General features: G+C 35.5%; 25 protein-coding genes and 3 tRNA genes. 10 read left to right on the top strand and 18 right to left on the bottom strand.

Going from position 1 to position 23,274, the window contains the following annotated elements; translation table 11 throughout:
• Positions 1-407: 407 nt before the first annotated feature.
• From ABWU32_RS07700 to mnmE, 3 genes are all read right to left on the bottom strand, one after another.
• The gene (locus ABWU32_RS07700; protein WP_174516794.1) at positions 408-1,424 is read right to left on the bottom strand and encodes an NAD(P)/FAD-dependent oxidoreductase; all 1,017 of its coding nucleotides are present in this window, start codon (positions 1,422-1,424) and stop codon (positions 408-410) included.
• Between the two features lie 168 nt (positions 1,425-1,592).
• Positions 1,593-1,680: transfer RNA gene (locus ABWU32_RS07695), tRNA-Ser, on the bottom strand.
• A gap of 47 nt (positions 1,681-1,727) precedes the next feature.
• Positions 1,728-3,056, bottom strand: a complete 1,329-nt coding sequence (gene mnmE / locus ABWU32_RS07690) for a tRNA uridine-5-carboxymethylaminomethyl(34) synthesis GTPase MnmE (protein ID WP_015589308.1) — start codon at positions 3,054-3,056, stop codon at positions 1,728-1,730.
• 222 nt (positions 3,057-3,278) lie between these two features.
• Here mnmE and nuoI point away from each other — a divergent pair, with 222 nt between their 5' ends.
• The 4 genes from nuoI (at position 3,279) to infC (ending at position 6,521) form a co-directional block, all read left to right on the top strand.
• A complete protein-coding gene (nuoI, locus tag ABWU32_RS07685) occupies positions 3,279-3,761 on the top strand; it encodes an NADH-quinone oxidoreductase subunit NuoI (RefSeq protein ID WP_041573606.1) in 483 nt (160 codons plus the stop codon).
• A gap of 115 nt (positions 3,762-3,876) precedes the next feature.
• Entirely contained in the window at positions 3,877-4,092 is a 216-nt protein-coding gene (locus ABWU32_RS07680; RefSeq protein ID WP_141456656.1) for a hypothetical protein, read from the top strand.
• Positions 4,089-5,990: a threonine--tRNA ligase gene (gene thrS, locus ABWU32_RS07675; protein WP_141456657.1), complete on the top strand. Its 1,902-nt coding sequence runs from the start codon at positions 4,089-4,091 to the stop codon at positions 5,988-5,990. Before ABWU32_RS07680 ends, thrS begins: the two co-directional genes overlap by 4 nt.
• 12 nt (positions 5,991-6,002) lie before the next feature.
• Positions 6,003-6,521, top strand: a complete 519-nt coding sequence (gene infC / locus ABWU32_RS07670; protein ID WP_265027890.1) for a translation initiation factor IF-3 — start codon at positions 6,003-6,005, stop codon at positions 6,519-6,521.
• A 28-nt stretch (positions 6,522-6,549) separates the two neighbouring features.
• Here the strand turns inward: infC and nuoF are convergent, their stop codons facing one another.
• Together nuoF and ABWU32_RS07660 are read right to left on the bottom strand one after the other, a co-directional pair.
• Positions 6,550-7,812 carry an NADH-quinone oxidoreductase subunit NuoF gene (gene nuoF, locus ABWU32_RS07665; protein WP_015589304.1) on the bottom strand — a complete coding sequence of 421 codons (1,263 nt, stop codon included), beginning with the start codon at positions 7,810-7,812 and terminating at the stop codon, positions 6,550-6,552.
• A gap of 19 nt (positions 7,813-7,831) precedes the next feature.
• Positions 7,832-7,904, bottom strand: a tRNA-Lys gene (locus ABWU32_RS07660).
• 327 nt (positions 7,905-8,231) lie between these two features.
• Here ABWU32_RS07660 and ABWU32_RS07655 point away from each other — a divergent pair.
• The 4 genes from ABWU32_RS07655 (at position 8,232) to ABWU32_RS07640 (ending at position 11,021) form a co-directional block, all read left to right on the top strand.
• Positions 8,232-8,307: transfer RNA gene (locus ABWU32_RS07655), tRNA-Ala, on the top strand.
• A gap of 213 nt (positions 8,308-8,520) precedes the next feature.
• Positions 8,521-10,008 carry a magnesium transporter MgtE N-terminal domain-containing protein gene (locus ABWU32_RS07650; protein ID WP_015589303.1) on the top strand — a complete coding sequence of 496 codons (1,488 nt, stop codon included), beginning with the start codon at positions 8,521-8,523 and terminating at the stop codon, positions 10,006-10,008.
• A 109-nt stretch (positions 10,009-10,117) separates the two neighbouring features.
• Positions 10,118-10,486, top strand: a complete 369-nt coding sequence (locus tag ABWU32_RS07645) for a hypothetical protein (RefSeq protein ID WP_015589302.1) — start codon at positions 10,118-10,120, stop codon at positions 10,484-10,486.
• 103 nt (positions 10,487-10,589) lie between these two features.
• Positions 10,590-11,021, top strand: coding sequence for a hypothetical protein (locus ABWU32_RS07640; RefSeq protein ID WP_174516792.1), 432 nt, complete (start codon positions 10,590-10,592; stop codon positions 11,019-11,021).
• 77 nt (positions 11,022-11,098) lie between these two features.
• Here the strand turns inward: ABWU32_RS07640 and ccmE are convergent, their stop codons facing one another.
• From ccmE to ABWU32_RS07600, 8 genes are read right to left on the bottom strand one after another with little or no spacing between them, the layout of a single operon-like run.
• Positions 11,099-11,491 (bottom strand): cytochrome c maturation protein CcmE, encoded by a 393-nt coding sequence (ccmE, locus tag ABWU32_RS07635; RefSeq protein WP_141456659.1) that lies wholly within the window; start codon positions 11,489-11,491, stop codon positions 11,099-11,101.
• Entirely contained in the window at positions 11,475-11,612 is a 138-nt protein-coding gene (locus ABWU32_RS07630) for a hypothetical protein (RefSeq protein ID WP_167482792.1), read from the bottom strand. The genes ccmE and ABWU32_RS07630 overlap by 17 nt, the downstream gene beginning before the upstream one ends.
• Positions 11,609-12,481: a biotin--[acetyl-CoA-carboxylase] ligase gene (locus tag ABWU32_RS07625; RefSeq protein ID WP_141456660.1), complete on the bottom strand. Its 873-nt coding sequence runs from the start codon at positions 12,479-12,481 to the stop codon at positions 11,609-11,611. The genes ABWU32_RS07630 and ABWU32_RS07625 overlap by 4 nt, the downstream gene beginning before the upstream one ends.
• Positions 12,482-12,498: 17 nt before the next feature.
• Positions 12,499-13,863: an NADH-quinone oxidoreductase subunit N gene (locus ABWU32_RS07620; RefSeq protein ID WP_353278652.1), complete on the bottom strand. Its 1,365-nt coding sequence runs from the start codon at positions 13,861-13,863 to the stop codon at positions 12,499-12,501.
• Positions 13,860-15,302, bottom strand: coding sequence for a NuoM family protein (locus ABWU32_RS07615; protein ID WP_015589297.1), 1,443 nt, complete (start codon positions 15,300-15,302; stop codon positions 13,860-13,862). The genes ABWU32_RS07620 and ABWU32_RS07615 overlap by 4 nt, the downstream gene beginning before the upstream one ends.
• A gap of 3 nt (positions 15,303-15,305) precedes the next feature.
• Entirely contained in the window at positions 15,306-17,156 is a 1,851-nt protein-coding gene (nuoL, locus tag ABWU32_RS07610) for an NADH-quinone oxidoreductase subunit L (protein WP_353278650.1), read from the bottom strand.
• Between the two features lie 4 nt (positions 17,157-17,160).
• Positions 17,161-17,469: an NADH-quinone oxidoreductase subunit NuoK gene (nuoK, locus tag ABWU32_RS07605; RefSeq protein WP_010962953.1), complete on the bottom strand. Its 309-nt coding sequence runs from the start codon at positions 17,467-17,469 to the stop codon at positions 17,161-17,163.
• Positions 17,460-18,047: an NADH-quinone oxidoreductase subunit J gene (locus tag ABWU32_RS07600; protein WP_015589295.1), complete on the bottom strand. Its 588-nt coding sequence runs from the start codon at positions 18,045-18,047 to the stop codon at positions 17,460-17,462. The genes nuoK and ABWU32_RS07600 overlap by 10 nt, the downstream gene beginning before the upstream one ends.
• A 224-nt stretch (positions 18,048-18,271) precedes the next feature.
• Here ABWU32_RS07600 and ABWU32_RS07595 point away from each other — a divergent pair, with 224 nt between their 5' ends.
• A complete protein-coding gene (locus ABWU32_RS07595; RefSeq protein ID WP_015589294.1) occupies positions 18,272-18,685 on the top strand; it encodes a hypothetical protein in 414 nt (137 codons plus the stop codon).
• Positions 18,686-18,785: 100 nt separating this feature from the next.
• The gene (locus tag ABWU32_RS07590; RefSeq protein WP_015589293.1) at positions 18,786-20,702 is read left to right on the top strand and encodes an ATP-dependent helicase; all 1,917 of its coding nucleotides are present in this window, start codon (positions 18,786-18,788) and stop codon (positions 20,700-20,702) included.
• A 154-nt stretch (positions 20,703-20,856) separates the two neighbouring features.
• Here ABWU32_RS07590 and ABWU32_RS07585 read toward each other — a convergent pair whose 3' ends face one another.
• The 5 genes from ABWU32_RS07585 to ABWU32_RS07565 all read right to left on the bottom strand — a co-directional run bounded on the left by ABWU32_RS07585 (position 20,857) and on the right by ABWU32_RS07565 (position 23,108).
• Positions 20,857-21,069: a hypothetical protein gene (locus ABWU32_RS07585; protein ID WP_065094389.1), complete on the bottom strand. Its 213-nt coding sequence runs from the start codon at positions 21,067-21,069 to the stop codon at positions 20,857-20,859.
• Positions 21,070-21,231: 162 nt separating this feature from the next.
• Entirely contained in the window at positions 21,232-21,453 is a 222-nt protein-coding gene (locus tag ABWU32_RS07580; RefSeq protein WP_022626388.1) for a hypothetical protein, read from the bottom strand.
• A 25-nt stretch (positions 21,454-21,478) separates the two neighbouring features.
• Positions 21,479-21,613 (bottom strand): hypothetical protein, encoded by a 135-nt coding sequence (locus ABWU32_RS07575; protein ID WP_255324781.1) that lies wholly within the window; start codon positions 21,611-21,613, stop codon positions 21,479-21,481.
• 33 nt (positions 21,614-21,646) lie between these two features.
• Positions 21,647-21,850, bottom strand: a complete 204-nt coding sequence (locus tag ABWU32_RS07570; RefSeq protein ID WP_007549940.1) for an IS5 family transposase — start codon at positions 21,848-21,850, stop codon at positions 21,647-21,649.
• Positions 21,851-21,941: 91 nt separating this feature from the next.
• Entirely contained in the window at positions 21,942-23,108 is a 1,167-nt protein-coding gene (locus ABWU32_RS07565; protein WP_015589292.1) for an aspartate kinase, read from the bottom strand.
• Positions 23,109-23,274: the final 166 nt, after the last annotated feature.

Below are 23,274 nucleotides of genomic sequence, written 5' to 3'. Positions count from 1 at the left end.
GCCCTGGGGTTATTATCTGCTTTAAAATATTGGCGTTTTTTATGTTTTAAACGCTTGACAAGCAAGATTTAGCTGCTTTTAATTGCAACTAACCTACGCTGCAAATGTTTAAGAAATTTACTAAGCAGAAAAAAAGACAAAGAATCCCCGAGTTAGCTAGTCTTTTACTATCTCTGTCGAGTATTGGCATTTTTTGATGTCTTGTAACGCTTTATAAGCGCGTTCAGCTTATTTAGATAAAAATCTAGATGTAGATGAAGTTTTGTAAAGACATACAGTATCTATATACTGCAAAAAATTGAACATAAGACGCCGATACATTAAGTAATCCTTACCTTTTAATCTGCAGATTGGCGAAAGCAAATACAATAGCTTCAGTTTCATGATAAGGGAGCTGGTGAGGTTTGTCAAGGAAGTTTTTCTTTCCCGTGAATTCCCTTCGAAGTCGAGTATTGAAAATTGACTGGAGAATTGTGGATTACTTTGTATATGTCATGACAAGCCATGGCACTCTCAGCAAAACCACTTAATATTAACTTTAGTTTGCCTGAATAAATAGCTATATCTCCGATTGCATATATCCTATCTCTACTGGTTTTAAGTGTAGCTGGGTCGACAACTATGCGGCTATGTTCTAACTGTATACCCCAATTGTTTATTGGACCAAGATTCATTGACAATCCAAAAAATGGCAGCAAAAAATCAGCGGATATTTCTTTTTCTTCCTTAGAGGCAATGTTTTTTACTATCACTGTACTCAATTGCCCATTACCTCCTGCTAGTTCGTGTAATTGATATGGCACTACCAGTTCTATCTTTCCATCACTTTCAAGTGATTCTAATTTATTTCTAGTTTCAGGAGTGCAGCGAAATTCCTTTCTCCTATGTATCACATAAATTTTCTTCGCAACTTTAGAAAGTTCTACAGTCCAATCAGCCGCAGAATCACCCCCCCCTGCAATGACTATAGTTTTATCCTGAAAATCAGAAATTTTATTTACACTGTAAAATACAGATTTATTTTCATATTCTAATATACCATTCAAGGGCGGACGGTTAGGTTCAAACATTCCGTTACCTGCAGCAACAATAACGGCTTTGCATTTTACCTCTGTACCTGTATTAGTTATGATAATAAAGCTTTGATCGCAGTTATTCGAAATCTTTTCTACTTTTTGACTTAAATGGTAAATAGGCTTAAATGGCGAAGCTTGCTCCATTAGCTGCTCAATTAATTTTTGGGCAGTAATTACAGGATAACCAGGTATATCATATATTGGCTTTTCTGGGTAAAGAGCTGTGCATTGTCCTCCTGCTTGATCCAAAACATCTATTATATGACATTTCATATCAAGCATTCCCGCTTGAAAAGCAGTGAATATTCCAACAGGTCCTGCACCTATTATTACTATATCGGTTTTCATATTCAGATGGTGATCTATTTATAGATATTAGCTTTCTTTGCTAACAAGGTCAATTTACAAAGGGATGTATTTTTAAAAGATGTGGCTAGATTAGACAAGATTTCCAGCGTTATGAACCACATAGTCCAAATAAGCTCTAAAAATCAGCTAGCATAGCGAGATGCTGTGCGGACGGAATGGGATTCGAACCCATGGTACGCTCATCACGTACGTCAGTTTTCAAGACTGGTGCCTTAAACCGCTCGGCCATCCGTCCATTTCTTTTCTATCACAACATTTGATTTTAAGCAATCTATAAAAGCTTTACTTGCCCACGCAAAAGTTGCTAAACACACTACTCAATATTTCCTCAACATCAATAATTCCAATCACCGCACCAAGTTCAAATGCAGCAAGCCTCAAATCTTCAGATATCAACTCAATTGGATTATCGATATTAAAACGTTGTAAATGTTCCAGTGCTTTCTTCATGTGATTCCTATGTCTTTGCCGAGTGATTACAGGGGTGTCTCTATCATGCCCAAATTTTTCCTCTGCCTTCTCTTTTATGAGAGAGATCAATTTGTTTGTACCTATTTCCTTTAGAATAGAAATGGGTAAAAGATCTATGCCATTAATTTTTATATTGTGATTATTGATAACATCGTCAGCTTTGCTCAATACATAAATAGTATCGCTATTTACAACGTTGCAATTGATATTATGACGCTGTTCAAAAGGAAATAGTTCTATTCTTAAATCAGCTTCAAAAGACCTCTTTTTCGCTCGACTTATACCTTCTGATTCTATTGGATCTGAACTCTCACGAATTCCAGCAGTATCAGAGAGAATGATTGGGTATCCGCCAATGTCAATATGAGCTTCAAGTATATCTCTTGTTGTGCCTGCATATTCAGAAACAATAGCAATATCACGCTTGGCTAAGAAATTAAACAGAGTTGATTTACCGACATTTGGTTTACCAGTTATTACAATATGTAAACCCTCACGCAACCTTTCGCCCCGTCTATTATCATTTAAATGCTCTTGTATCAATCGCACGAGAGATTGCACTTCATTATTAATTTTTTCCAACTCACTTTTTTCTGCCCAAATGTCCTCTGGAAAGTCTATATATGCTTCGATTTTGGATTGTATCGTTATCAATCTTTGCCTCCAATTGCTGTATAGTCTCTCCAATTCTCCTGATATCTGCTTAATCGCTTGTTTAGCTTGCATTTTCGTCTCAGCGTCAATTAAGTCTGCAATTCCTTCTATTTGAGTTAAGTCAAATTTACCATTTAGAAAAGCCCTAAGTGAGAATTCTCCAGGCCTGGCCATAACGAAAATTTTTGATAATTCCTCCAAGATGATTTTTATGACTGCCTTACTTCCATGCACTTGTAACTCTATAACATTCTCGCCAGTGAAACTGTTTGGAGCAGGGAAATAGATGATTATTCCATTATCTATCAATTGATTGAAATCATCATATAGATCAACTAAAGTAGCAAATCTTGGTTTAATTTCTTTCTTAATATGAAAATGATTTAAAGCTTTAAGCGCGTAATTGCCTGAAATTCTGATTACTGCAACTCCTGACTTACCAAATACGGTCGACAAAGCGAAAATAGTTTCATTTGTGTTTGTCATTATTTATATAAACTACTTAGCAATATTACACTTAAGAAACCAAAATACCTAATTTGAAAATATTCAAAATTTTTATCTATCTTGCTAGTTTATATTAATGCAGTACTATCATACTAGTGAATGTATTATATAGAAAAGCTGTAAAAGTCACCCAGGTGAAAATATTTATTTTGAAAACTGATAATATGATTTATAATGACTGACACAAGTTTTAAATATTTTATGCTCAAGAAATTAGCTTGGTATTGGTCTTTTGCAGAGTTAATCAAAGGGTTTGCTATTACATTGAAATATATGTTCAAACCAAAGGTTACGTTAAGATATCCTATGGAGAAGGGCCCTTTAAGTCCAAGGTTTCGTGGTGAGCATGCGTTGCGTAGGTATCCAAACGGTGAAGAACGGTGCATAGCTTGTAAATTATGCGAAGTTATCTGCCCTGCTCAAGCAATAGTTATTGAAGCAGAGGAAAGAGAAGACGGTAGTCGTCGCACCACACGCTATGATATTGACATGACAAAATGCATATACTGCGGGCTTTGCCAAGAGGCATGTCCAGTTGATGCAATTGTGGAGGGTCCTAACTTTGAATTTGCTACTGAAACGAGAGAGGAGCTAATGTACAATAAAGAAAAGTTATTGCGTAATGGTGAAATTTGGGAAGACGCAATTGCACTCAGGTTAAAAAAGAATAGACCTTATTATTAATGTTCAGAGCTTATAACCCTGTTATCCATTATGATTTAGGGGCAGTGCCCACTAGGGGTGGTGTCATCCAAGTAGCTGATACACAACTGTACGAACATTTGTTTGCGAGGGCAGTATGTTAAATGTTATGGCCTGTTTTGCCTCAAACACAAAGGTGTCATCCCAGTGCGTGACACTGGGATCCAGGTATAAAAATATTTGCAAATTGTGCAATGGACAACAGATTTTAGGAGCATACGTTAAACTAATTTCCATTATAAAAATAAGATGGATCCCAGTGTCACGCACTGGGATGACAAAGAGAGGGTTAGACAAAAGGGTCGATAAATGATTAGGATTACTTTCTCAACCGAACAAAAAGTAAAAGAATACAGTGGTAAAGTCACTGGCTTTGATATACTACAGCCGAATGTTTTAAAGGAAGCAGTTGCATTGAAAGTAAATGGTGAGTTATATGATCTCTCACGTGAAATTGAATCTGATACAGAGATAGAGGTAATACAACTGAGTGACGAAGCGGGTTTAGATATAATAAGGCATGATGCTGCTCATATAATGGCGCAGGCAGTGAAAGAGCTATTTCCTAATACTCAGATTACTATCGGCCCAACAATTCAGGACGGTTTTTACTATGATTTTGCTACAGATCGTACCTTCACTACGGACGATCTTACCGCAATAGAAAAGAAAATGAAAGAGATTGTAAAAAGTAACCACAGATTTGTTCGAGAAGTTTGGACTCGCAAGCAGGCAATTGATTTCTTTAGTGGTATAGGCGAAAAATATAAGGTTGATATTATCTCATCCATACCAGAGGGTGAAAACCTAACTGTTTATAGGCAAGGTGATTTTATTGACCTATGTCGTGGTCCGCACTCACCATCAACCGGCAGAGTTAAAGCGTTTAAACTTATGAAAGTAGCGGGTGCATACTGGCGAGGTGATGCAAAGGGCCCAATGTTGCAGCGAATATATGGCACAGCATGGAGAAATAAGGATGAATTAAACGCTTATCTTGAGTGTCTCAAAGAAGCAGAGAAACGTGATCACCGCAAAATTGCCAAGGATATGGATTTATTTCACATCCAAGAGGAAGCTGTTGGGCAGGTTTTTTGGCATGAACAAGGATATATTCTATATAATGTTCTTGAGTCTTACATCAGAAAGAAGCTAATAAATAATGGCTATTTTGAGGTAAAAACTCCTATTTTAGTAAGCAAAGAGCTGTGGGAAAAATCTGGACATTGGGATAAGTTTCGTGAAAATATGTTTATTGTTGATGAATCTGAAAGCAAAAAGCTAGCAATAAAACCCATGAATTGTCCTTGTCATGTGCAGATTTTTAATTCTCACACCAGAAGCTATCGTGATTTACCAATACGTATGGCAGAGTTTGGCACATGCCATAGAAATGAAAGCTCAGGCTCATTGCACGGACTGATGCGAGTGCGTGGTTTTACGCAAGACGATGCACACATTTTTTGTATGGAAGAACAAGTGAATTCTGAGACTATAAAGTTTTGTGACCTTTTAAAAGAAGTATATTCAGAGCTTGGGTTCAATGAAATTTCTGTGAAATTTTCAGACCGTCCAGGTATTAGAGCAGGTAATGATGAAGTATGGGATAGAGCTGAAAAAGCGCTGCTTGAAGCCGTTAAAGAAGCGGGCTTGAGTTATAAACTTAATCCTGGTGAAGGTGCATTTTATGGTCCAAAGCTAGAGTTTGTTTTAAAAGATGCAATAGGCAGAAGCTGGCAATGTGGAACATTGCAAGTTGATTTCATTTTACCAGAACGTCTGGGAGCTTTTTATATAGGGGCAGATGGACACAAGCATCACCCTGTTATGCTACATAGGGCAATTCTTGGGACTTTTGAGCGTTTTATTGGAATTTTGATAGAAAATTATGCAGGAAAATTTCCAGTTTGGCTTGCTCCAACGCAACTTGCTATTCTGACCATTACAAATGAGGCTGACGGTTACGCCACAGAAATCAGCAATGTCTTAAAAGAACAAGGTGTGAGAGTCAAGACTGATTTGACCAATGAAAAAATTAGTTATAAGATACGTTTGCATAGTCTAAACAAGGTTCCTATATTGTGGATTGTAGGCAAAAATGAAGTTACAAGTAAAACTGTGTCAGTGAGAAATTTAGGATCGGAAAGACAGGAGTCTTTTTCTTTGGAAAAGGCTAATGAATCGCTGTTAAAAAGTATTAATTTGAATTAAGGGAGTTAAAGTTTGCAAGTTAAAAAGAACAATAAAAACAGAATTAATGGATTCATCACAGCTAAGGAGGTACGCTTAGTTGATCACAGTGGTGAAATGGTCGGAATCGTGCTAATAGAACGAGCTTTGGAACTTGCACAGGGTGTTGGTTTAGACTTGGTAGAAATTGCACCTAATTCAACTCCTCCAGTATGTAAAATACTGGATTATAGCAAACAAAAGTATGATATAAAAAAGAAAGCAAGTGAAGCAAAAAAGAAACAAAAAACATTAACTATAAAAGAAATTAAACTGGGTCCCAATATTGGTGATCACGATTACGGAACAAAATTGCGTCAAGCAAGAGACTTACTTGCCCACGGACATAAAATCAAAGTTACAATGAGATTTAAGGGCAGAGAGCTTATAAACACTGAAGTTGGATTGGAAAAATTAGAACGGCTAATTAGAGACACTGAAGATATCGCAAAGGTAGAATTAGCACCTAAAAGGGAAGGGAATCAATATTTTTTAGCTCTGGTTGCTAAGTAGCAAGACGGCTTAAGAAGTATAAGTAGAGTTAAACTATCGCTCTCTCTTTGATAACATGGCGAAAATGTCTTATTAATCCTTGAATCGGCCAAGCTGCAGCATCGCCAAGCGCGCAAATTGTATGTCCTTCTATTTGAGTTGTAAGGTCAAGCAGCTTATCTATTTCATCAGGTTTAATATCTCCTGCCACCATCCTCTTCATAATCCTCCACATCCATCCAGTACCTTCACGGCATGGTGTGCATTGCCCACAGGACTCATGCATATAAAAGTGTGATAACCTCTCTATTGCAGCTATTATATCAGTTGATTTATCCATCACTATTACAGCAGCAGTACCAAGCCCTGATTGTGCAGTTCTTAATGAATCAAAATCCATTTCAATAGTATCGCATATAGATTTTGGAATTAATGGCACTGAAGACCCACCAGGTATTACAGCAAGTAAATTATCCCAACCCCCTCGCACTCCACCTGCGTATTTTTCAATCAATTCACGTAATGGAATTCCGAGCTCTTCTTCAACATTACACGGGTTGTTTACGTGCCCTGAAATACAAAAGACCTTGGTACCAGTATTATTTGGTTTACCAAGAGATGCAAACCATTCTCCTCCGCGATTCAGAATATCTGGAACCATGGCTATAGTTTCAACGTTGTTTATTGTAGTTGGGCAGCCAAAAAGTCCAACACCTGCAGGAAATGGAGGTTTCATGCGAGGAAAGCCCTTTTTTCCTTCAATTGATTCAAGTTGAGCTGTTTCTTCTCCACATATGTAAGCTCCTGCACCCCTATGGATAAACACATCAAGATCATAGCCTGATTTGCAGGCATTTTTTCCAATTAAACCTTCTTTATAGGCTTCCTCAAGTGCCTTTTTTAGAACTAAATATTCATTATAAAATTCACCCCTGATATAAATATATGCAACTGATGCGCTGATCGCTCTGCCGGCCAGGAGAATTCCCTCAAGTAACTTATGTGGCTCATATCGCAATATATCTCTATCTTTACATGTACCAGGTTCTGACTCATCTGCATTGACTACTAAATATGTTGGTTGTTTTTTTGGAAGATTTTTGGGCATAAAGCTCCACTTAAGGCCGGTAGAAAATCCTGCACCTCCTCGACCTCTCAAACCAGATTTCTTTACTTCATCAATGATTTTTTCTGATCCTAAATCTAGTAACTCCTTTGTTTTTTGCCAGCTACCACGTTTTTTTGCACCCTCAAGTAGTGGAGTTTCTTTACCATTTAGGTTGGTGAATATTTTGTCTTGTTCTTTTAGCATGTTTTTCAAAATTTGTGAGTGATCCCGACGCGATTCGAACGCGTGACCCACTGATTAAAAGTCAGTTGCTCTACCGGCTGAGCTACGGGATCATTTCATTTTTCAGCTATACTAAACATCAATACAGTTTTTATCCATTTTAATCAAACTAAAATTTTCATGTGTGGTTAAATAAATTATATAATATACTGCGTTAGTGATAATTTAGTTAAAAAATTTTTAAAGGAAAACTTCTTGTTAATTTTCAATTCACAGATTCATTTGGCAAAGCTTATAGTGTGATGTAAAAATCTGAGAAGACAAAAAGATAGAGAATTGTACATAACTGCAGAATTTGTGCACTATTTAGCAATAGCCTAACAGATAAATATTTCTTGCATTTCAGCCTGAGTGATTTATGCTTTAAGCAAGAATTACCTGGGGGTATAGCTCAGCTGGTAGAGCATCTGTTTTGCACGCAGAAGGTCAGCGGTTCGATCCCGCTTGCCTCCACCAGTCTATATTAGCTCTAGCCGCCACAAAACCTGTCAAAGCAGCTTATTTTAATCTATGAGGATTTTATACTACTTCCCTGAAAATCCCTATTTCTTTTCGTAACTTTTCTCTACACAAGTAATGTTGGTTATTACAATTGTAATATATACCAACTTAACAATAAATTAATCAATAAATGTTAGAATACTAACAATTAATTTATTGGTAACGCCTATGAGTGGAAAAAAGCATGTTTTTAAGATGGTACCTGGAAAAGAGGTGTTTAGAAAAACCCCGACTAAATTGATAAAGTGGCCTGAAGGTTATGATCCTACAATGTCTATTAAAAAAGTTGAGCTTGTATCGCTGGATGATAAAAACGATGTAGCACTAGGCTTATTACCTATAAAACTTTGCGGCAGTTCTTGCCTAGACAGTTACATATGTCTGGAGGAAGAAAATGAAGGAAATCTGGTAGCCAAAGATTATAAAAGTGATTCTAACTTAGATTATGTAAAAAGTAACCATACATTTGTATATTACGGTAATGAGTTGGCTAAGTTATCATATACAAGAGAACTTGTGCAGCCTTTCAAAACTATGTGTAGCAGTTCTATTAAATCAAAAAAATTGGAATACAAATATGTAACATGGGAAGATTCAGATACTGGCAACAATAAATATTATTTTTCAGACGAGGCAGGAAATATAATCGATTCACCTGACAATGAGGTATTACAAGACATTATGTTATACTACGGTGAGAGACATATAAGAGATGTGCTACTGTTGCTATCAAGCACGTTTACCAAAGTTTTTATTCAGGGCCTAACAGACGACCAACTAAAAACTCTTACCAATACTCTTAGTAACGAGCAACTGCAAAAAATAATTCCTGAACTGAGCTCAAGCCAACTACAGACCTTAGCAAAGAACTTAACAGATGAACAACTCCAAGCTTTAGTGGATCATCTAACCAATCACCAATTACAAACTCTTGCTCAGGAACTAAATCCAGAAAAGTTACAAATAATTGTTCCTATTTTAAATGATGCTCAGCTTGAAGCTCTAGTTAGAGACTTAAATCCAGAGCAAGTAAAAGAAATTTTACCTCACTTAAAAGTGGATCAGTTCAAAGCACTTATTAAAACTTTAAATGACGAACAATTTACAGTGCTTGCAAAAGACTTGGCTGAGCACCACTTGACAATACTTTCTAAAGAATTAGAAGGTGACCAGTTGAAAGCTTTAGTAAATAGTCTGCAAGAAGACCAACTGAAAGACTTAGTTAATAAGCTTGATCATGATAAACTTGGCATAATTGCTCAGGATTTAACTGATTCTAATAGGATCCAGATTATCATTAAGTCTTTAGCTAACAACCCAGAAAAACTTCAAGCTTTTGCTCGCAATATGTCTAATGAGCAGTTTAAGGAACTTTTGGATAACGTGGGTGCAGAAGAGCTTAAAGATATCATTCACAAACTGCCTTATGAGAAAGTGACAGCTGTGATTGGTGATCTCGGCAGTAAGGATCAGTCTAAAGCTATTATTGATGCATTAAAAGAGAAACTTGAAGAGCAAAATGGAAAGATAGGAGAGCTTATGGATAAGATTGACCAGATGCTTCCTGAGCAAAGTGAAGCAAATTGGGATAATGCACATCTATCACCTTACGTCTTTCAAGATACTAATACTGAATTTACAGTAATAGATGTTTAGTGCGAACTTGGATACTTATAAATTAATGTTTATAAGTTAAAAGAAAAAACAGTTTGCATGTGAAACTAAAAAATAATTTAAACTTTAATAATTTATGGAGGTAATTTATATGAGCAAGAACTCGCAAAACCTTGTACAAAATGAGGATAATTTTACTACTGGTAATAAAGAAAAACTTATAAGCGCTCTTGATCTTATTATACTTAAGACAGGTACTGATAAGGATATACAAGACCTTGGCAAAACAGCAAGTGGTCATACTGTTAAAAAAGCAGTTGATGCATTAGTTAATAATATAAATGAACAACTTATTAGTGGGTTGAATATTATGTTAGGAGAAGAGCAAGCTAAAGTTAAAAGTTTGGAAGATATTATAGGCAACGATGATGCAGGATTAAAAAAAGATCTAAGTGAGTTAGCAGGTAAGGTAAATAGTATGTTACCTGAGGAGGCACCAACCCATCCTGATATATTGTAGTAGTTAGGAAAGTAACAGCCTGATACAGGCTGTTACTCTTTCCACATACCATTTCAGTGTAGCTGAGTTGATTTTAAAAGTATAATTTTTTATAGGAGTTAATATGAGTAATTACAGTGTAAAAGAAAGCGAAAAAGACTATGAATCAATAGGAAGAATAGTCGAAGACGAATATAGAATAATAGATGACATAGAAGTCAAAATTAAGCCTAAATCTTTTGAGAGCAATAAAGAAAAGAATGCGTCGGTTGGTTATGTTCACAAAGTTCTAGACAAACTAATCACAGAATTAAACGACACATTTGTTTCTGACTTGGATTACCAATTGAGGCTTAATGCAAACTATGTTCAGAATAAATTGAGTAAGGATTTATATGATTTGGACAAGGTAGTTATCGATACTAGTAAGAATTATGAAATTTTGGAAAAAAACTTTAATAATCTAAGAGAAGAAGTTGAAAAATTAAAAATAGGAACGGTTAGTGATGACAACATAGATGAATGGGAAGCACCAACTCACCATGATATATTATAGTAGTTAAGAAAGTCACAGCTTGCTAGCAGGCTGTGACTCTCTCTACATACCGTTTCAATACAGCCAGGTTAAGGAATCTATTTTAAAACTTTCGGCATATAGTTCTCATCATGTTTTGCAAACACCGTATCTGCAAGAAAGGTATTATTATCAAACATTTTACCTTGCACAACAACACCACTTTTTTCTGAAAACATTGGTGGAAGTATTCCCTGGTATTTTACCACAACGCTTTTGTTAAAATCTGTCATTTGAAAAACTACTTCACTTTCGCTCCGTATCACACTATCTTCAACAACCATTCCACCAATATGGATTGGCTTTTGACTATTTGGTAAAACTATTGCCTCACTTACTGTATAGAAAAATGAGATATTTTCTTTGAGCGTTGTTAAAATAAAAAAGACTATGCAGCTTAAAAAGCAGAAAATTCCTGAAGTTATAAGTAATCGCTTATGTTTCTTCTTCATTATTATCTTTCAGGCTTTCTAGAATTTTTTTACTTTTAATATAGCAAGAAATGGTAAAAATCAGTTCTCCGGTAATCAACGTAAAACTAATAAGGTAAGCAAAAATTACATATGTATTCATAATGCACTGCCAATAAATAACTCACCTGCATCAAAATAAATTAAGCTTCCATCCTTTTGCTGCAACACCAATTTACCACTTTTATCTATATCAGCAAAAATTCCTTCATACAATTTGTCAGCTAACTTTACACTGATTTGTTCATGCATTTTGAATGCTTTTTTTAACCACATTTCTCTTATAGCATAAAACCCATCAAATAGCCATTGCTTTCTTAGCTTATTAAAATTTATTATTAATTTTTTTAGTAGATCTATGTTAGACACAGACTCACCGTAATTGCTAATGCACGTTGTTCCTGGAAGTGGTGCATGATTGACATTAATTCCAATTCCTATAATGAGCCAATTCGAATTGGATCTTTTTTCAAGCAATATTCCACTTATTTTCTTGCCATCGATTAGAATGTCATTTGGCCATTTATACTGGAGATTTAGACCATTTATAAATGACAGTATAGTATTTCCAACAGCAAGAGCAGTAACAAAAGTCAATTCTGTTAATTTGCTGACATCCGCAATTTTATTCACCAAACCCCTCTCTGTCATCCCAATGCCCTCTGATGTCATCCCAGTGCTTGACACTGGGATCCATTCTTCTTTTTTTCTAGATTCCAGCGTCACGCGCTGGAATGACACCGAAAGCTGGCTTTCATTAAGATAATCGTTAAAGAGGTTTATTACCAAACTCGCATAAAAATTACCCTCTGGAGAAATCCAGTTTTTTCCAGTGCGCCCTCTACCCTCTGTTTGTTTATCGGCAATAATAACGGTTTCATTTGATATTCCTCTCCCAATTAAATCCAACGCTTCTTTATTAGTGCTTGAAACTTCTTTGTAATGATGAATATGAAAACCCTCAGGGATCACCTTGTCAGTCCTTTAGTTCAATGAGTGAGTAAAACGTACAAGAAAAGAACGAGGTTGATCAGTGAAGCCACTGAAGTAATAATGAATAGACCCTTAGAATAAGCAACCTTATTACCACTAGCTTTATCAAAATACATAACTTTCATGATATTTAAATAATAGTAGCATGATATCACACTCGCTATTACAAGGATCAAGGACAGGCTGATAAAGCCAGAATTTATTAAACTTTTGAATATAAAAAATTTAGCGATAAAACCTGCAAGTGGAGGTATTCCCGACATCGAGAGTAACAGCACAGAAAGATGAAATGCTACAATTGGGCGTTTCTTCCCTATACCAGATAAATTTGCAATATCACAATCGTCATCGTCAATTTGTACGAGATATGAGAATAGCCCTATGCTTGTGATGATATATATCACCAGATACATTAAGGCACTATCTGTTCCTGCTTGTGTAAAAATAGAAAGTGAAGCAAATATAAAACCAATGTGACCAATTGAACTGTAAGCAAGCAGCCTTTTTAAGTTTTGCTGACGCAAGGCCCCAAAAGCTGAGATAAGCACAGACAATGCTGAAACGTATAAGAAAATAGGCTGAACATAACTTTTTACATTTACTAACTCTTCATTCATCAATCGAATTAAAAATGTTACAAGTGCAGCTTTTGGAGCTGTAGAAAAAAACGCAGTTACTATGGTAGGTGCACCTTGATAGACATCTGGAGCCCACATATGAAAAGGAGCAATAGCAAGCTTGAAACACAAACCAATTAGGATAAAGACTAATCCAAAAACTATTCCATAAGTTATCTGATGGCTTTGCAAGAATGAACCGAGCTCAGAGAAATTGACTTGTCCTGTATATCCATAAAGCAGCGACATTCCATATAGCATAATGCAGGAAGATAGTGCACTAAGTGTAAAATATTTCACTCCTGCTTCACATGAATAAGCTGAATCTTTATTAAAGCTCGCAAGAACATACAAAGATATACTCATCAACTCAAAAGCTAAATAAAAAGAAATCAGACTATTTGCTGAAACCAAAGTTATCATGCCAAATAGCGCAAAAAGAATCAGTATTGAAAATTCATATTTATAGTCATATTTTGATAAATTCAGCATCAAAAGTATTAAAATTCCTGTGCTGAGAATTAACCCTTGGGCTGAACTGATGTATAAATTGAGTTTTAACAACGAATTAAAGAGAAAAATTTCATTGTTTTCTGCCGAAATAATTAAAATAATCAAAGTTACCACTGTGCAGCCAAGTGCTAATAAGTTGATAGTTCGGCGGTTAAATATAATTCCAAGCAGCAGCAACACTAACGAGGAGATAATAGAGAACGTTTCCGGCAATATCTGTATATAATTCATAGCGCATTATATTTGACTAACAAATTTGCCATACATGGCTTCAAATAATTCAGTGCAAGGGTTGGGTAGAATCCAAGCAAAATAACAAACACTGCAAGCAGAATTAAGACAGAAAATTCTATGCTATCCAAGCGGTTATTTAATAATTTAGAATAGCTAACCCCCCATATTATTTGCTTACATAAATTCAGCATATAAACTGCGCTTAAAATAGTGCCAAGTGCGATAAATCCTGTAAAAAACCCTATGCTCTTAAACATTCCAACCATAGCCAAAAACTCACCTATGAATCCAGATGTTCCAGGTAGCCCTATTGAAGCCATTGAAAATAAAATGAACATAAAACCAAATTTTGGCATTGTGTTTACTATGCCAAAATATTTTGCAATCTCCAAAGTTCCAGTTCGAGTATATAGCATTCCAACACACAAAAATAAAGCAGCAGAAATAAGGCCATGACTAATCATTTGAAATATGCTACCCAGTACTCCTTCCTCACAAAATGAAAAGAGGCCAGCAGTAACGATCCCCATATGTGCTATTGAAGAATAAGCTATTAACTTCTTTATATCATCTTGAGCAAACGCAACTAGAGAAGCATATATTACCGCAATAATGCTCAGCACAACAACGAAATTTGAAAAATACAAACTTGCCTGAGGAAGCATTGGAATAGAAAACCTTAAAAATCCATATCCCCCCATTTTAATAAGCAAGCCAGCTAAAATCACAGATCCAGAAGTTGGTGATTGCACATGCGCATCAGGAAGCCAAGTGTGAAATGGAAACATCGGTACTTTTATTGCAAAAGAAATAAAAAATGCAATCCATAGCAATGACTGCACTTCAAGATCAAGACTTGGCACTAATGTAGCTAATTTTTGTATATTAAACGTCCCAAAAGTGCTATAGATGTACACCAAGCCAAGTAGGAATAATAATGAGCCAGTTAATGTATAAAGAAACAACTTAAACGTTGCATATACCCTGTGTTTTCCTCCCCAGATGCCAATAATAAAGAACATTGGTATTAAAACAGCTTCAAAAAACACATAAAAGCTTATAGCATTCAGTGAAACGAAAAAACCGACTACAAAACTCTCAAGCAGTAGAAACAATGCCATATATGGACTGAGGGTCGTATAACTCATTTTGCAGTTGTAGAGTATACAAATTACAAACAAGAAAGTTGTAAGCAGAAGGAAAAGCAACGATATACCATCTATCCCTATTCCAACATTTCTAATTGGGTAGCTGACAAACTGAAAGTCCGCATTGTTATAATCAAATTCTATACAAGCTACAATGCTAAGCAAAAATGGAAGTACAGCAAAAAATAGGGCAAGGAATCTTAGGTGTATAGATTGATGATTAATCCTGATTAAGGATAAAATCAACGCTCCTATCAGTGGAAGCAAGAATATACTAAGTAACAACACCTTCTATTTAATTCCAATAATATATAAAGCACCGATTATTAAAGTAACAAACATAATAAGTGCATAATCAAATATATAACCAGTTTGCAACTTTATAGAACTTTTTGAACATTTATTAACCAACCTTACAACACCATTTGGTCCAAATGAATCAATAGCCTTAACATCAAACTTCCATAGAAGCCTAGATATAAACCTTATTGGTACAATTATAACAAACTCATACACCTCATCAAAGTACCATTTATTCTGCAAAAATTTAAGTAAAAATTTACTCTTAATTTGCCTAATTACTTGATATTGGTAAATTAGGTACGCAAGTGCTATTCCACTTAGGCTCGCCAAGGTTGGCAGTAGTTTTATAAAGAAATTATGAACTCCATGCTCATCAACCACCACTAAACTTGATTTCCAAAACGCATTACTAGTTATGTTCAAAATATTTGCTCCCCACACTCCAGAAAATACCGATCCAAAAGCAAGTATCAGTAATGGTATAAGCATAATCTTCTGTGCTTCATGTATATTAATTTTACTTTGTTTTTGGCTGTGGAACACAAGAAGCAATAACCTCCAAGAGTAAAACGCTGTGAAGAATGCAACAACTAAGCTTATTACAAAAGCAAAGCTATCCGTGCTATAAGCATGTTCAATTATCAAATCCTTTGAGTAAAAACCTGCAAATGGAAATATTCCAGAAAGCGCAAGAGACCCAATCCACATGAGAGTGTAAGTGCAAGGGATTTTCTTCCAGCAATTTCCCATTTTCTGAATGTTTTGCTCATGATGCATTGCATGAATCACATTGCCAGCACCAAGAAATAGTAGAGCTTTAAAAAAAGCGTGGGTCATTAAATGAAAAATAGCAACATTGTAAGCAGAAAGCCCACATGCCATGAACATATAACCAAGTTGACTGCAGGTTGAATAAGCAATTATTTTTTTTATATCATTCTGAGTAATCGCAACGGTGGCTGCAAAAAAAGCAGTAAGTGCACCAACGATAACTATTAATTCTCGTGCCACATTTGATAACTCAAACAATGAAGAACATTTTGCTATTAAAAATATACCGGCTGTTACCATCGTTGCTGCGTGAATGAGTGCAGAAACAGGGGTTGGCCCTTCCATTGCATCTGGCAACCAAACATGTAAACCAAGCTGTGCAGATTTACCCATACAGCCAATAAAAAGTAATATGCATATTATATGAATTACTTTGAATTCACAGCAGAATGCCCTAATGTTCTGCGCGCCAAGAAGATCAGCTGTGTCAAAAACTTCAGTAAATTTCAAAGAGTGAAATGTATAATAAATAAGAAAGATTCCAATCAATAGTGCAAAGTCTCCTACCCTATTCACAACAAATGCTTTAATTGCTGCATTATTTGCAGAATATTTTTGGAACCAAAATCCTATGAGTAAATAAGAACACAGGCCAACTCCTTCCCAGCCAAAAAAAAGCTGCACGAAATTATCGCTTACAACCAGCACAATCATGCAAAATGTGAACAGCGATAGGTAAGAAAAAAACCTCGACTTCCCATGCTCCATATAGCCGATAGAATAGAGATGCACTACCAGCGAAACGGTGGTAATAACAATCAGCATTAAGGATGAGAGAGCATCCACACTAATTGCCCAATTTACTTTTAATACGCTTAATGAAAATAAAGGAAATAAACTCAAGTGATAATTTTCAGAGAAGGTAAGAAAAACATACCAAGATAAAACTGCAGATATTCCAATCCCTGCCGTTGTAATTAACTGACCAAAAACATCCTTTCTAAAAAGTGCTGCAAATAGTGAACCAAAAAGTGGCAAAAATACTATTAATTTCAGTATATCCATCATACTTTCATTCTTTCATTAAGTTCGCTTGTTCAACATCTATATTGCCACGGCTTCTATAATATACAACCAATATTGCAAGTCCAACTCCTGACTCTGCTGCCGCAACAGTCAACACAAACATCACAAAGATTTGCCCAACTATATCATTCATAAAGGCAGAAAAAGCAACTAGATTGATGTTAATCGCCAACAATAATATTTCTATTGATAACAATATATTGATTATGCTCTTACGGTTGATGAAAATACCGCACACCCCAACAGTGAACAAAATAGCAGCAACTATCAAAAAATGATTTAATCCTATTTCCATTCCACTCCTTTTCCAAATTTAGCCTTAACCAATTTTACAGATGAAGATTGCGTCAATTGCTTTAATACATTCTGTTTTTTAACTCCTTTTTTCTTGTCCTGCAAAGTAAGAGCAATTGCACCGACAATTGCAACAAGTAGCAAAATTCCAGAAAGATGAAAAGCGTACATGTAGTCGGTATACAGCAAATTACCAATAGCTTTCACATTATTGGTATTATAGTTTATAACATTGCTTATATTCGGTGCTGAGCTGCGGATTACAAAGCTGATGACTAGAAAAAACACAACACACAACATAGCACCAAGAGTGCAATGCTTTGCAAAACCCTGGCGCAACCTTATGTAGTCAATATCGAGCATCATAACTACAAAGAGGAACAACACCGCAACCGCACCGATGTATACTATCAGCACCATCATAGCAATGAATTCAGCTCCAAGGAGAATAAAAAGCACTGCAGAGTTAACGAAGGTGAAAATTAAAAATAATACTGCATGCACAGGATTTCTTACACTAATTACGCATACAGCAGATAAAATGCTAAGAATTGCAAAAAAATAAAAGAAAAAAGGCATCGATACTTTAACTGCAACAATAGTTACTAATTTAAAGTAACTATCGTGGTAAAGTCAATATTATATTAAACGTTTAAAAACATTGTACTACAAAGCTCCAGCTCCATTTTAAATTATTATATAGAGCATTTTCTCAGTAATGCAATAAACACTTAACTTGTTCTTGATAATTTTAATTTATTAACGTATAATATATGTATATTCATAATTAATGGCAGCGCGAAATGTACAACATATTTGGTTATTTCAAAACTTGTAACACACAAAGTGGTAAATTAAATAGTGAAAGTTATCAGTACACTACAAGAGATTACATGACAATTTACTTCAATAACACACTAGCAAGTTTCAGTAGATCATGGAGAGAATTTAAAGAAAAAGCGTATGGATTTATGTATGATATCGGAACTTGGTTGAAAGAAACATATGAAAATCTCACTGAACGACCTGCAACGCATAACCACTATGCCTCAAAGTTCCCTGTTAAAGTTGAAGAAAGAGAAATGGAGGAGCTAAACCGTACATATAAGTCATTCCAAACTCCACCTATCCACCTAACAAACAGCAGCCTAGATCAGATCAATTTATCGTTACCCACCACATCCAAGCTGCCTAACAAAGGTATATACAAAACGTAACACTTGAGTGAAGCATTCTTTAACTGTTCTATTCAATAAAACCTTTACAATATTTCAATCATAGGTTTAACTTTACGAAGTTATAATCTATAGGGCTACGATGAACGATTATCTCTCACTGCTAAATCCAGAACAACAATCAGCTGTAACTAACATAGATGGACCAGTTTTGATACTGGCAGGAGCCGGGACGGGAAAAACAAGAACGATTACTTCAAGAATAGCACACATAATTAGAAACGGTCACGCTTATTCTGATGAGATATTAGCAGTTACATTTACAAATAAAGCAGCAAATGAGATGGTATCAAGGGTACTTGAGCTAACGGGCACAAACATACCATGGCTTGGCACTTTCCATGCAATTGCAGCAAAAATTTTGCGCATGCACGCAGAAATTGTGGGCTTAAACCCCAATTTTACAATCATTGGTGTGGATGACCAATTACAGGTAATAAAAAATATTATCAATGAAATAAATCCTGATTACCTATCAGAAAAATGTAAGACCATTATGAATATTATTCAGCAATGGAAAGAGAAGTGCTTATTGCCATCTGAAGTGGAAGATATTCAATCATTTAGGCCAGTATATGTAACTGCACTCAAGGTCTATCACCAGTATCAGGAAAGGTTGAAATTCCTTAACTCTGTCGATTTTGGTGACTTATTGCTATATAACATACAACTCTTTAATCAAAAGACCGAAGTTCTGTCCTACTACCAAAACAAGTTTAAATATGTCATGGTAGATGAATATCAAGATACAAATGCGATACAATATCTTTTGCTAAAATACCTTGCAAAAGAGCACTCAAATATTTGCTGTGTAGGAGATGATGACCAGTCGATATATAGTTGGCGTGGTGCAGAAGTTGAAAATATTTTGAAGTTTTCTGATGATTTTAAAAATGCAAAAACCGTTAAACTAGAGTGTAACTACAGGTCAACATCCCACATACTTGCAACTGCGTCATATGTTATCAATCACAATAAGACTCGCTTAGAAAAAAAATTGTGGACAACAAACATTGAAGGGGAAAAGGTAAATCTAATAAAATTATGGGATGGGAAAGCTGAAGCAAGGTTCATAAGCGAACAGATATTGAAACTCAATAAATACAGATTTAGTGACATTGCAGTGCTGGTAAGGGCCACTTTTCAAACTAGAGTTCTCGAAGAGTATTTTATAAAATATTCAATTCCCTACAAGATTATAAGTGGCGTAAAATTCTACGAACGTCAGGAAGTCAGGGATATAATTGCATATTTAAGACTTGTTACAAACAATAACGATGACTTAGCTTTCGAAAGGATAGTAAATCGGCCAAAAAGAAGCATAGGAGCTACAACTCTAAAGAAAATATACACGACTGCTCAGGATAACAAAATTTCTTTTTTTGAGGCAGCAAAAATATTAGTTAATAGTAATCAGGTAACCGAAAGAATTAAACTCTCACTCAACGATTTTTTAAATAAAATTAAAGCTTGGGAAGAAATAGTAAGCGTAAAACCACTGCATGAATTCGTTAAAATCGTAGCAAACCAATCAGGATATATTGAAATGCTTGAAAATGAGGAGGTAACAGGCTTAGCACGAATAGAAAATGTTAAAGAGCTCATCTCATCTTTAAAAAATTTCGATAATGCCACAACTTTCTTGGAGCATATAAGTCTGGTGATGGAAGTGGATAATATGAATAACGATGACACCGTATATGTTATGACTCTTCATGCAGCCAAAGGACTTGAATTCCCGTGCGTGTTTCTACCTGGTTGGGAAGAGGGATTATTTCCTCATCAAAGATCTTTTGATGACAAAAGTGGTAAAGCTTTAGAAGAAGAAAGGAGACTCGCATATGTTGGCATAACCAGAGCCAAAGAAAGGTTAATCATTTCATGTGCAGATAGGAGGGAAATTAACAACCAGTGGCAACCGATGCGCACTTCTCGGTTCATTAAAGAATTGCCAAGAGAAAATGTTGAGGTAATTAAAAGCAACATTGCCTACTGTTGAAGCTATAATTGCAGATAAACATATCTTACAAATCTGAATTACTTTAACTATATGTTTCTCTTGGCAAAAATTCTGTAACCGTTCACACTTAATTCTTCAATCTCATACCAATTTCTATTACATAACAAACAAATAGACAATAGAAGTGAGAAGGTTATACTAAGGCAGTATAATGATGGAGTTTTGGAATGGCATTGGTATCAGGTTGCAATTTTAGCTTACATTGTGCCAATCTTTCTTCAATTGCTGCTCGCATAAATTCTGCCTGTCTTTTAGTTCTGCAGTGCACTATCGCATCATCCACATATCTTTCAAATGGTACTGTTGGGTGATTTTGTTTCATCCATATATCAAATGCATGGTGCATAAATATGTTTGAAATGATTGGGCTTATTGAACCTCCTTGCGGAACTCCTTTTTTCCCTAACTACCTTACTGCCATCTGCTTGCTGAATAGGGGATTTCATCCACCTTTCAACATACAGTATGACCCATTTGCAGTCTGTGTGCTTCTTGATAGCCTGCAGTGCTAAATTGTGGTCCAGATTGTCGAAAAATCCTGTAACATCAACAGCTTTCTTGGTAATCGTATCCTGTCTCCAATAAACAGCGGTTTTGCTATGTATCCTTGATCAGCAAAAAACTTACGTAAAGTTGGAGCCTTGTATTTAGCTTGAGTGAAAAGATTTAGAGCACCATCACGATCTTGAACACTTGCACTATGAACATCAGCCGCAATAATTAAGCCCACTGTATCTACAACAATATGACGTTTTCTACCCTTTATTTTTTTTCAGCATCATATCCTCTGGATCCCCTTTTTGAGTGGTTTTTACTGATTGACTGTCAATTATTCCTACTGAAGGTGTTTCATTTTTACCAAACATTTTTCTTACCTCTTTTACTAGCATATTATGTATTTTTTCCAATTTGCCATTACTACGTCACCTGAGAAAATAGTCATACACCGTCTTCCATGGAGGAAAATCTTTCGGCAGCATTCTCCATTGACAACCACCTCTCATTATATACCTTATTGCATTAATAATTGTTCTGATATTGTGCTTTCTTGGCCTCCCTATCTTTCCTTGTGCAACATGTGGCTCCAAAATTTCCCATTCCTTATCACTTATATCACTTGGATACAATTTTCCCTCCTATTTTTTACTTACACTATCATATTTTTTTCCTCATTCCTTTTCAAGACATACTCTTAGACAACTGGACGTCAAGCCTATCCTAGTGCTGCATATCAAGCTCATACTCAGTATGTAAATCTTTGACTAAAGCTACAGCGCATTCTTTTTGAACAATTATACTGATTTTGATTTCAGATGTTGTGATAGCAAGTATTTCTATCTTTTTTTCGCTTAAAACCTTGAGTGTGCGGTGCATCACTTCAGTGTTAGACATAACACCAATACCAATTATTGAAATTTTAGCTACATTATCGTTTATAGCATAATTTTCATTCTTATTCAGTAACTTTTCCATTGAATCAATATCAAATTTGGAGATAACAAAACTTGACCCATGTATCATATCAATTTTAACGTTTGCTCCTGCTATATCTCTTAAAGTACGCAAGTTATTTGCAAGGTTAGTGAAAGTTACAAGAGCTTCATTAGTGCTATAAGTTATTCCAGTAATTAAGTATCTCTCTAGTACATCCCTTTTGTGTAGCACTGTGGTGCCTTCTACTTCCTTAAAAGTGGATAGCACTTGCACTTTAATGTTATGTTTCATTGCAAGTTGTACTGAACGATTATGCAGTATTTTAGCACCAGATGACGACATTTCCAACATTTCATCGTAAGAGATAAATTTGAGCTTGCGTGCCTTTGGAACAATTCTCGGGTCTGCTGTATATATTCCATCAATATCAGTAAAAATTTCGCAAGTTCTAACACCAAAGGCTACCGCGAAGGCAACTGCTGATATATCAGAGCCTCCTCTTCCAAAAGTAGTGATTCTATCATCATTTATACCCTGAAAACCAGCAATGATCGCAGCAGTATAACCCTCAGCAAAAGATCTTTTCACACGTTCAATCTTTATTGTTTTTATTTTAGACTCAGAATAAAAATCATCAGTTGCAATTGGTAACTGCCAGGCAAGCCACGATTTAGCATTAACTCCGATCGATTGGAGAGTGATAGCTAATAGACCGCAAGAGATTTGTTCTCCTGCTGAAAGCATAACGTCATACTCTGATAACTCTTGTCTATAACTTAAATTTGAGATTTGCCTAGCCTGAAAAACCATTTGGTCAGTAAATCCTGCAACAGCAGATACAACAACGATTACATTACAACCTTTCTCAATATCGTTTTTTATCAAATTTGCAACTCGGTTTAAATCAGTTAGCGAAGTCCCACCAAATTTTTTTATGATTATTTTGTCCATAGTTACAATATAACTCTCTTCTGAAGAAAAATATAGTTTTTGTAGAGATAGCAGCTTGCAAGCCATTCAGAAAAGGGAAGACAAAGCTATAGAACACGTCATACCGCCGCGGCGCTAACTAGTAGCGGAATGACGAATTTGTTGTTTTAAAATTGTCAGTAAATCT

Source organism: Wolbachia endosymbiont (group A) of Udea olivalis (assembly GCF_964028365.1).
In the GTDB taxonomy this organism is placed as follows: domain Bacteria; phylum Pseudomonadota; class Alphaproteobacteria; order Rickettsiales; family Anaplasmataceae; genus Wolbachia; species Wolbachia pipientis.
Note: the sequence above shows the minus strand (reverse complement) of the source record. Positions and strands in the feature narration are given on the sequence as shown.

Coding starts and splice junctions, on each gene's coding strand:
- ABWU32_RS07645 (WP_015589302.1), top strand. CDS start 10,118: ATGAGCAAGAACTCGCAAAACCTTGTACAAAATGAGGATAATTTTACT.
- nuoK (WP_010962953.1), bottom strand. CDS start 17,469: ATGGAAATAGGATTAAATCATTTTTTGATAGTTGCTGCTATTTTGTTC.
- nuoI (WP_041573606.1), top strand. CDS start 3,279: ATGCTCAAGAAATTAGCTTGGTATTGGTCTTTTGCAGAGTTAATCAAA.
- ABWU32_RS07590 (WP_015589293.1), top strand. CDS start 18,786: ATGAACGATTATCTCTCACTGCTAAATCCAGAACAACAATCAGCTGTA.
- ABWU32_RS07700 (WP_174516794.1), bottom strand. CDS start 1,424: ATGAAAACCGATATAGTAATAATAGGTGCAGGACCTGTTGGAATATTC.
- ABWU32_RS07630 (WP_167482792.1), bottom strand. CDS start 11,612: ATGAATACATATGTAATTTTTGCTTACCTTATTAGTTTTACGTTGATT.
- ABWU32_RS07650 (WP_015589303.1), top strand. CDS start 8,521: ATGAGTGGAAAAAAGCATGTTTTTAAGATGGTACCTGGAAAAGAGGTG.
- ABWU32_RS07565 (WP_015589292.1), bottom strand. CDS start 23,108: ATGGACAAAATAATCATAAAAAAATTTGGTGGGACTTCGCTAACTGAT.
- ABWU32_RS07640 (WP_174516792.1), top strand. CDS start 10,590: ATGAGTAATTACAGTGTAAAAGAAAGCGAAAAAGACTATGAATCAATA.
- ABWU32_RS07575 (WP_255324781.1), bottom strand. CDS start 21,613: ATGCTAGTAAAAGAGGTAAGAAAAATGTTTGGTAAAAATGAAACACCT.
- ABWU32_RS07620 (WP_353278652.1), bottom strand. CDS start 13,863: ATGAATTATATACAGATATTGCCGGAAACGTTCTCTATTATCTCCTCG.
- ABWU32_RS07585 (WP_065094389.1), bottom strand. CDS start 21,069: ATGCACCATGCATTTGATATATGGATGAAACAAAATCACCCAACAGTA.
- ABWU32_RS07600 (WP_015589295.1), bottom strand. CDS start 18,047: ATGCCTTTTTTCTTTTATTTTTTTGCAATTCTTAGCATTTTATCTGCT.
- nuoF (WP_015589304.1), bottom strand. CDS start 7,812: ATGCTAAAAGAACAAGACAAAATATTCACCAACCTAAATGGTAAAGAA.
- nuoL (WP_353278650.1), bottom strand. CDS start 17,156: ATGATGGATATACTGAAATTAATAGTATTTTTGCCACTTTTTGGTTCA.
- ABWU32_RS07595 (WP_015589294.1), top strand. CDS start 18,272: ATGTACAACATATTTGGTTATTTCAAAACTTGTAACACACAAAGTGGT.
- ABWU32_RS07680 (WP_141456656.1), top strand. CDS start 3,877: ATGTTAAATGTTATGGCCTGTTTTGCCTCAAACACAAAGGTGTCATCC.
- mnmE (WP_015589308.1), bottom strand. CDS start 3,056: ATGACAAACACAAATGAAACTATTTTCGCTTTGTCGACCGTATTTGGT.
- ccmE (WP_141456659.1), bottom strand. CDS start 11,491: ATGAAGAAGAAACATAAGCGATTACTTATAACTTCAGGAATTTTCTGC.
- thrS (WP_141456657.1), top strand. CDS start 4,089: ATGATTAGGATTACTTTCTCAACCGAACAAAAAGTAAAAGAATACAGT.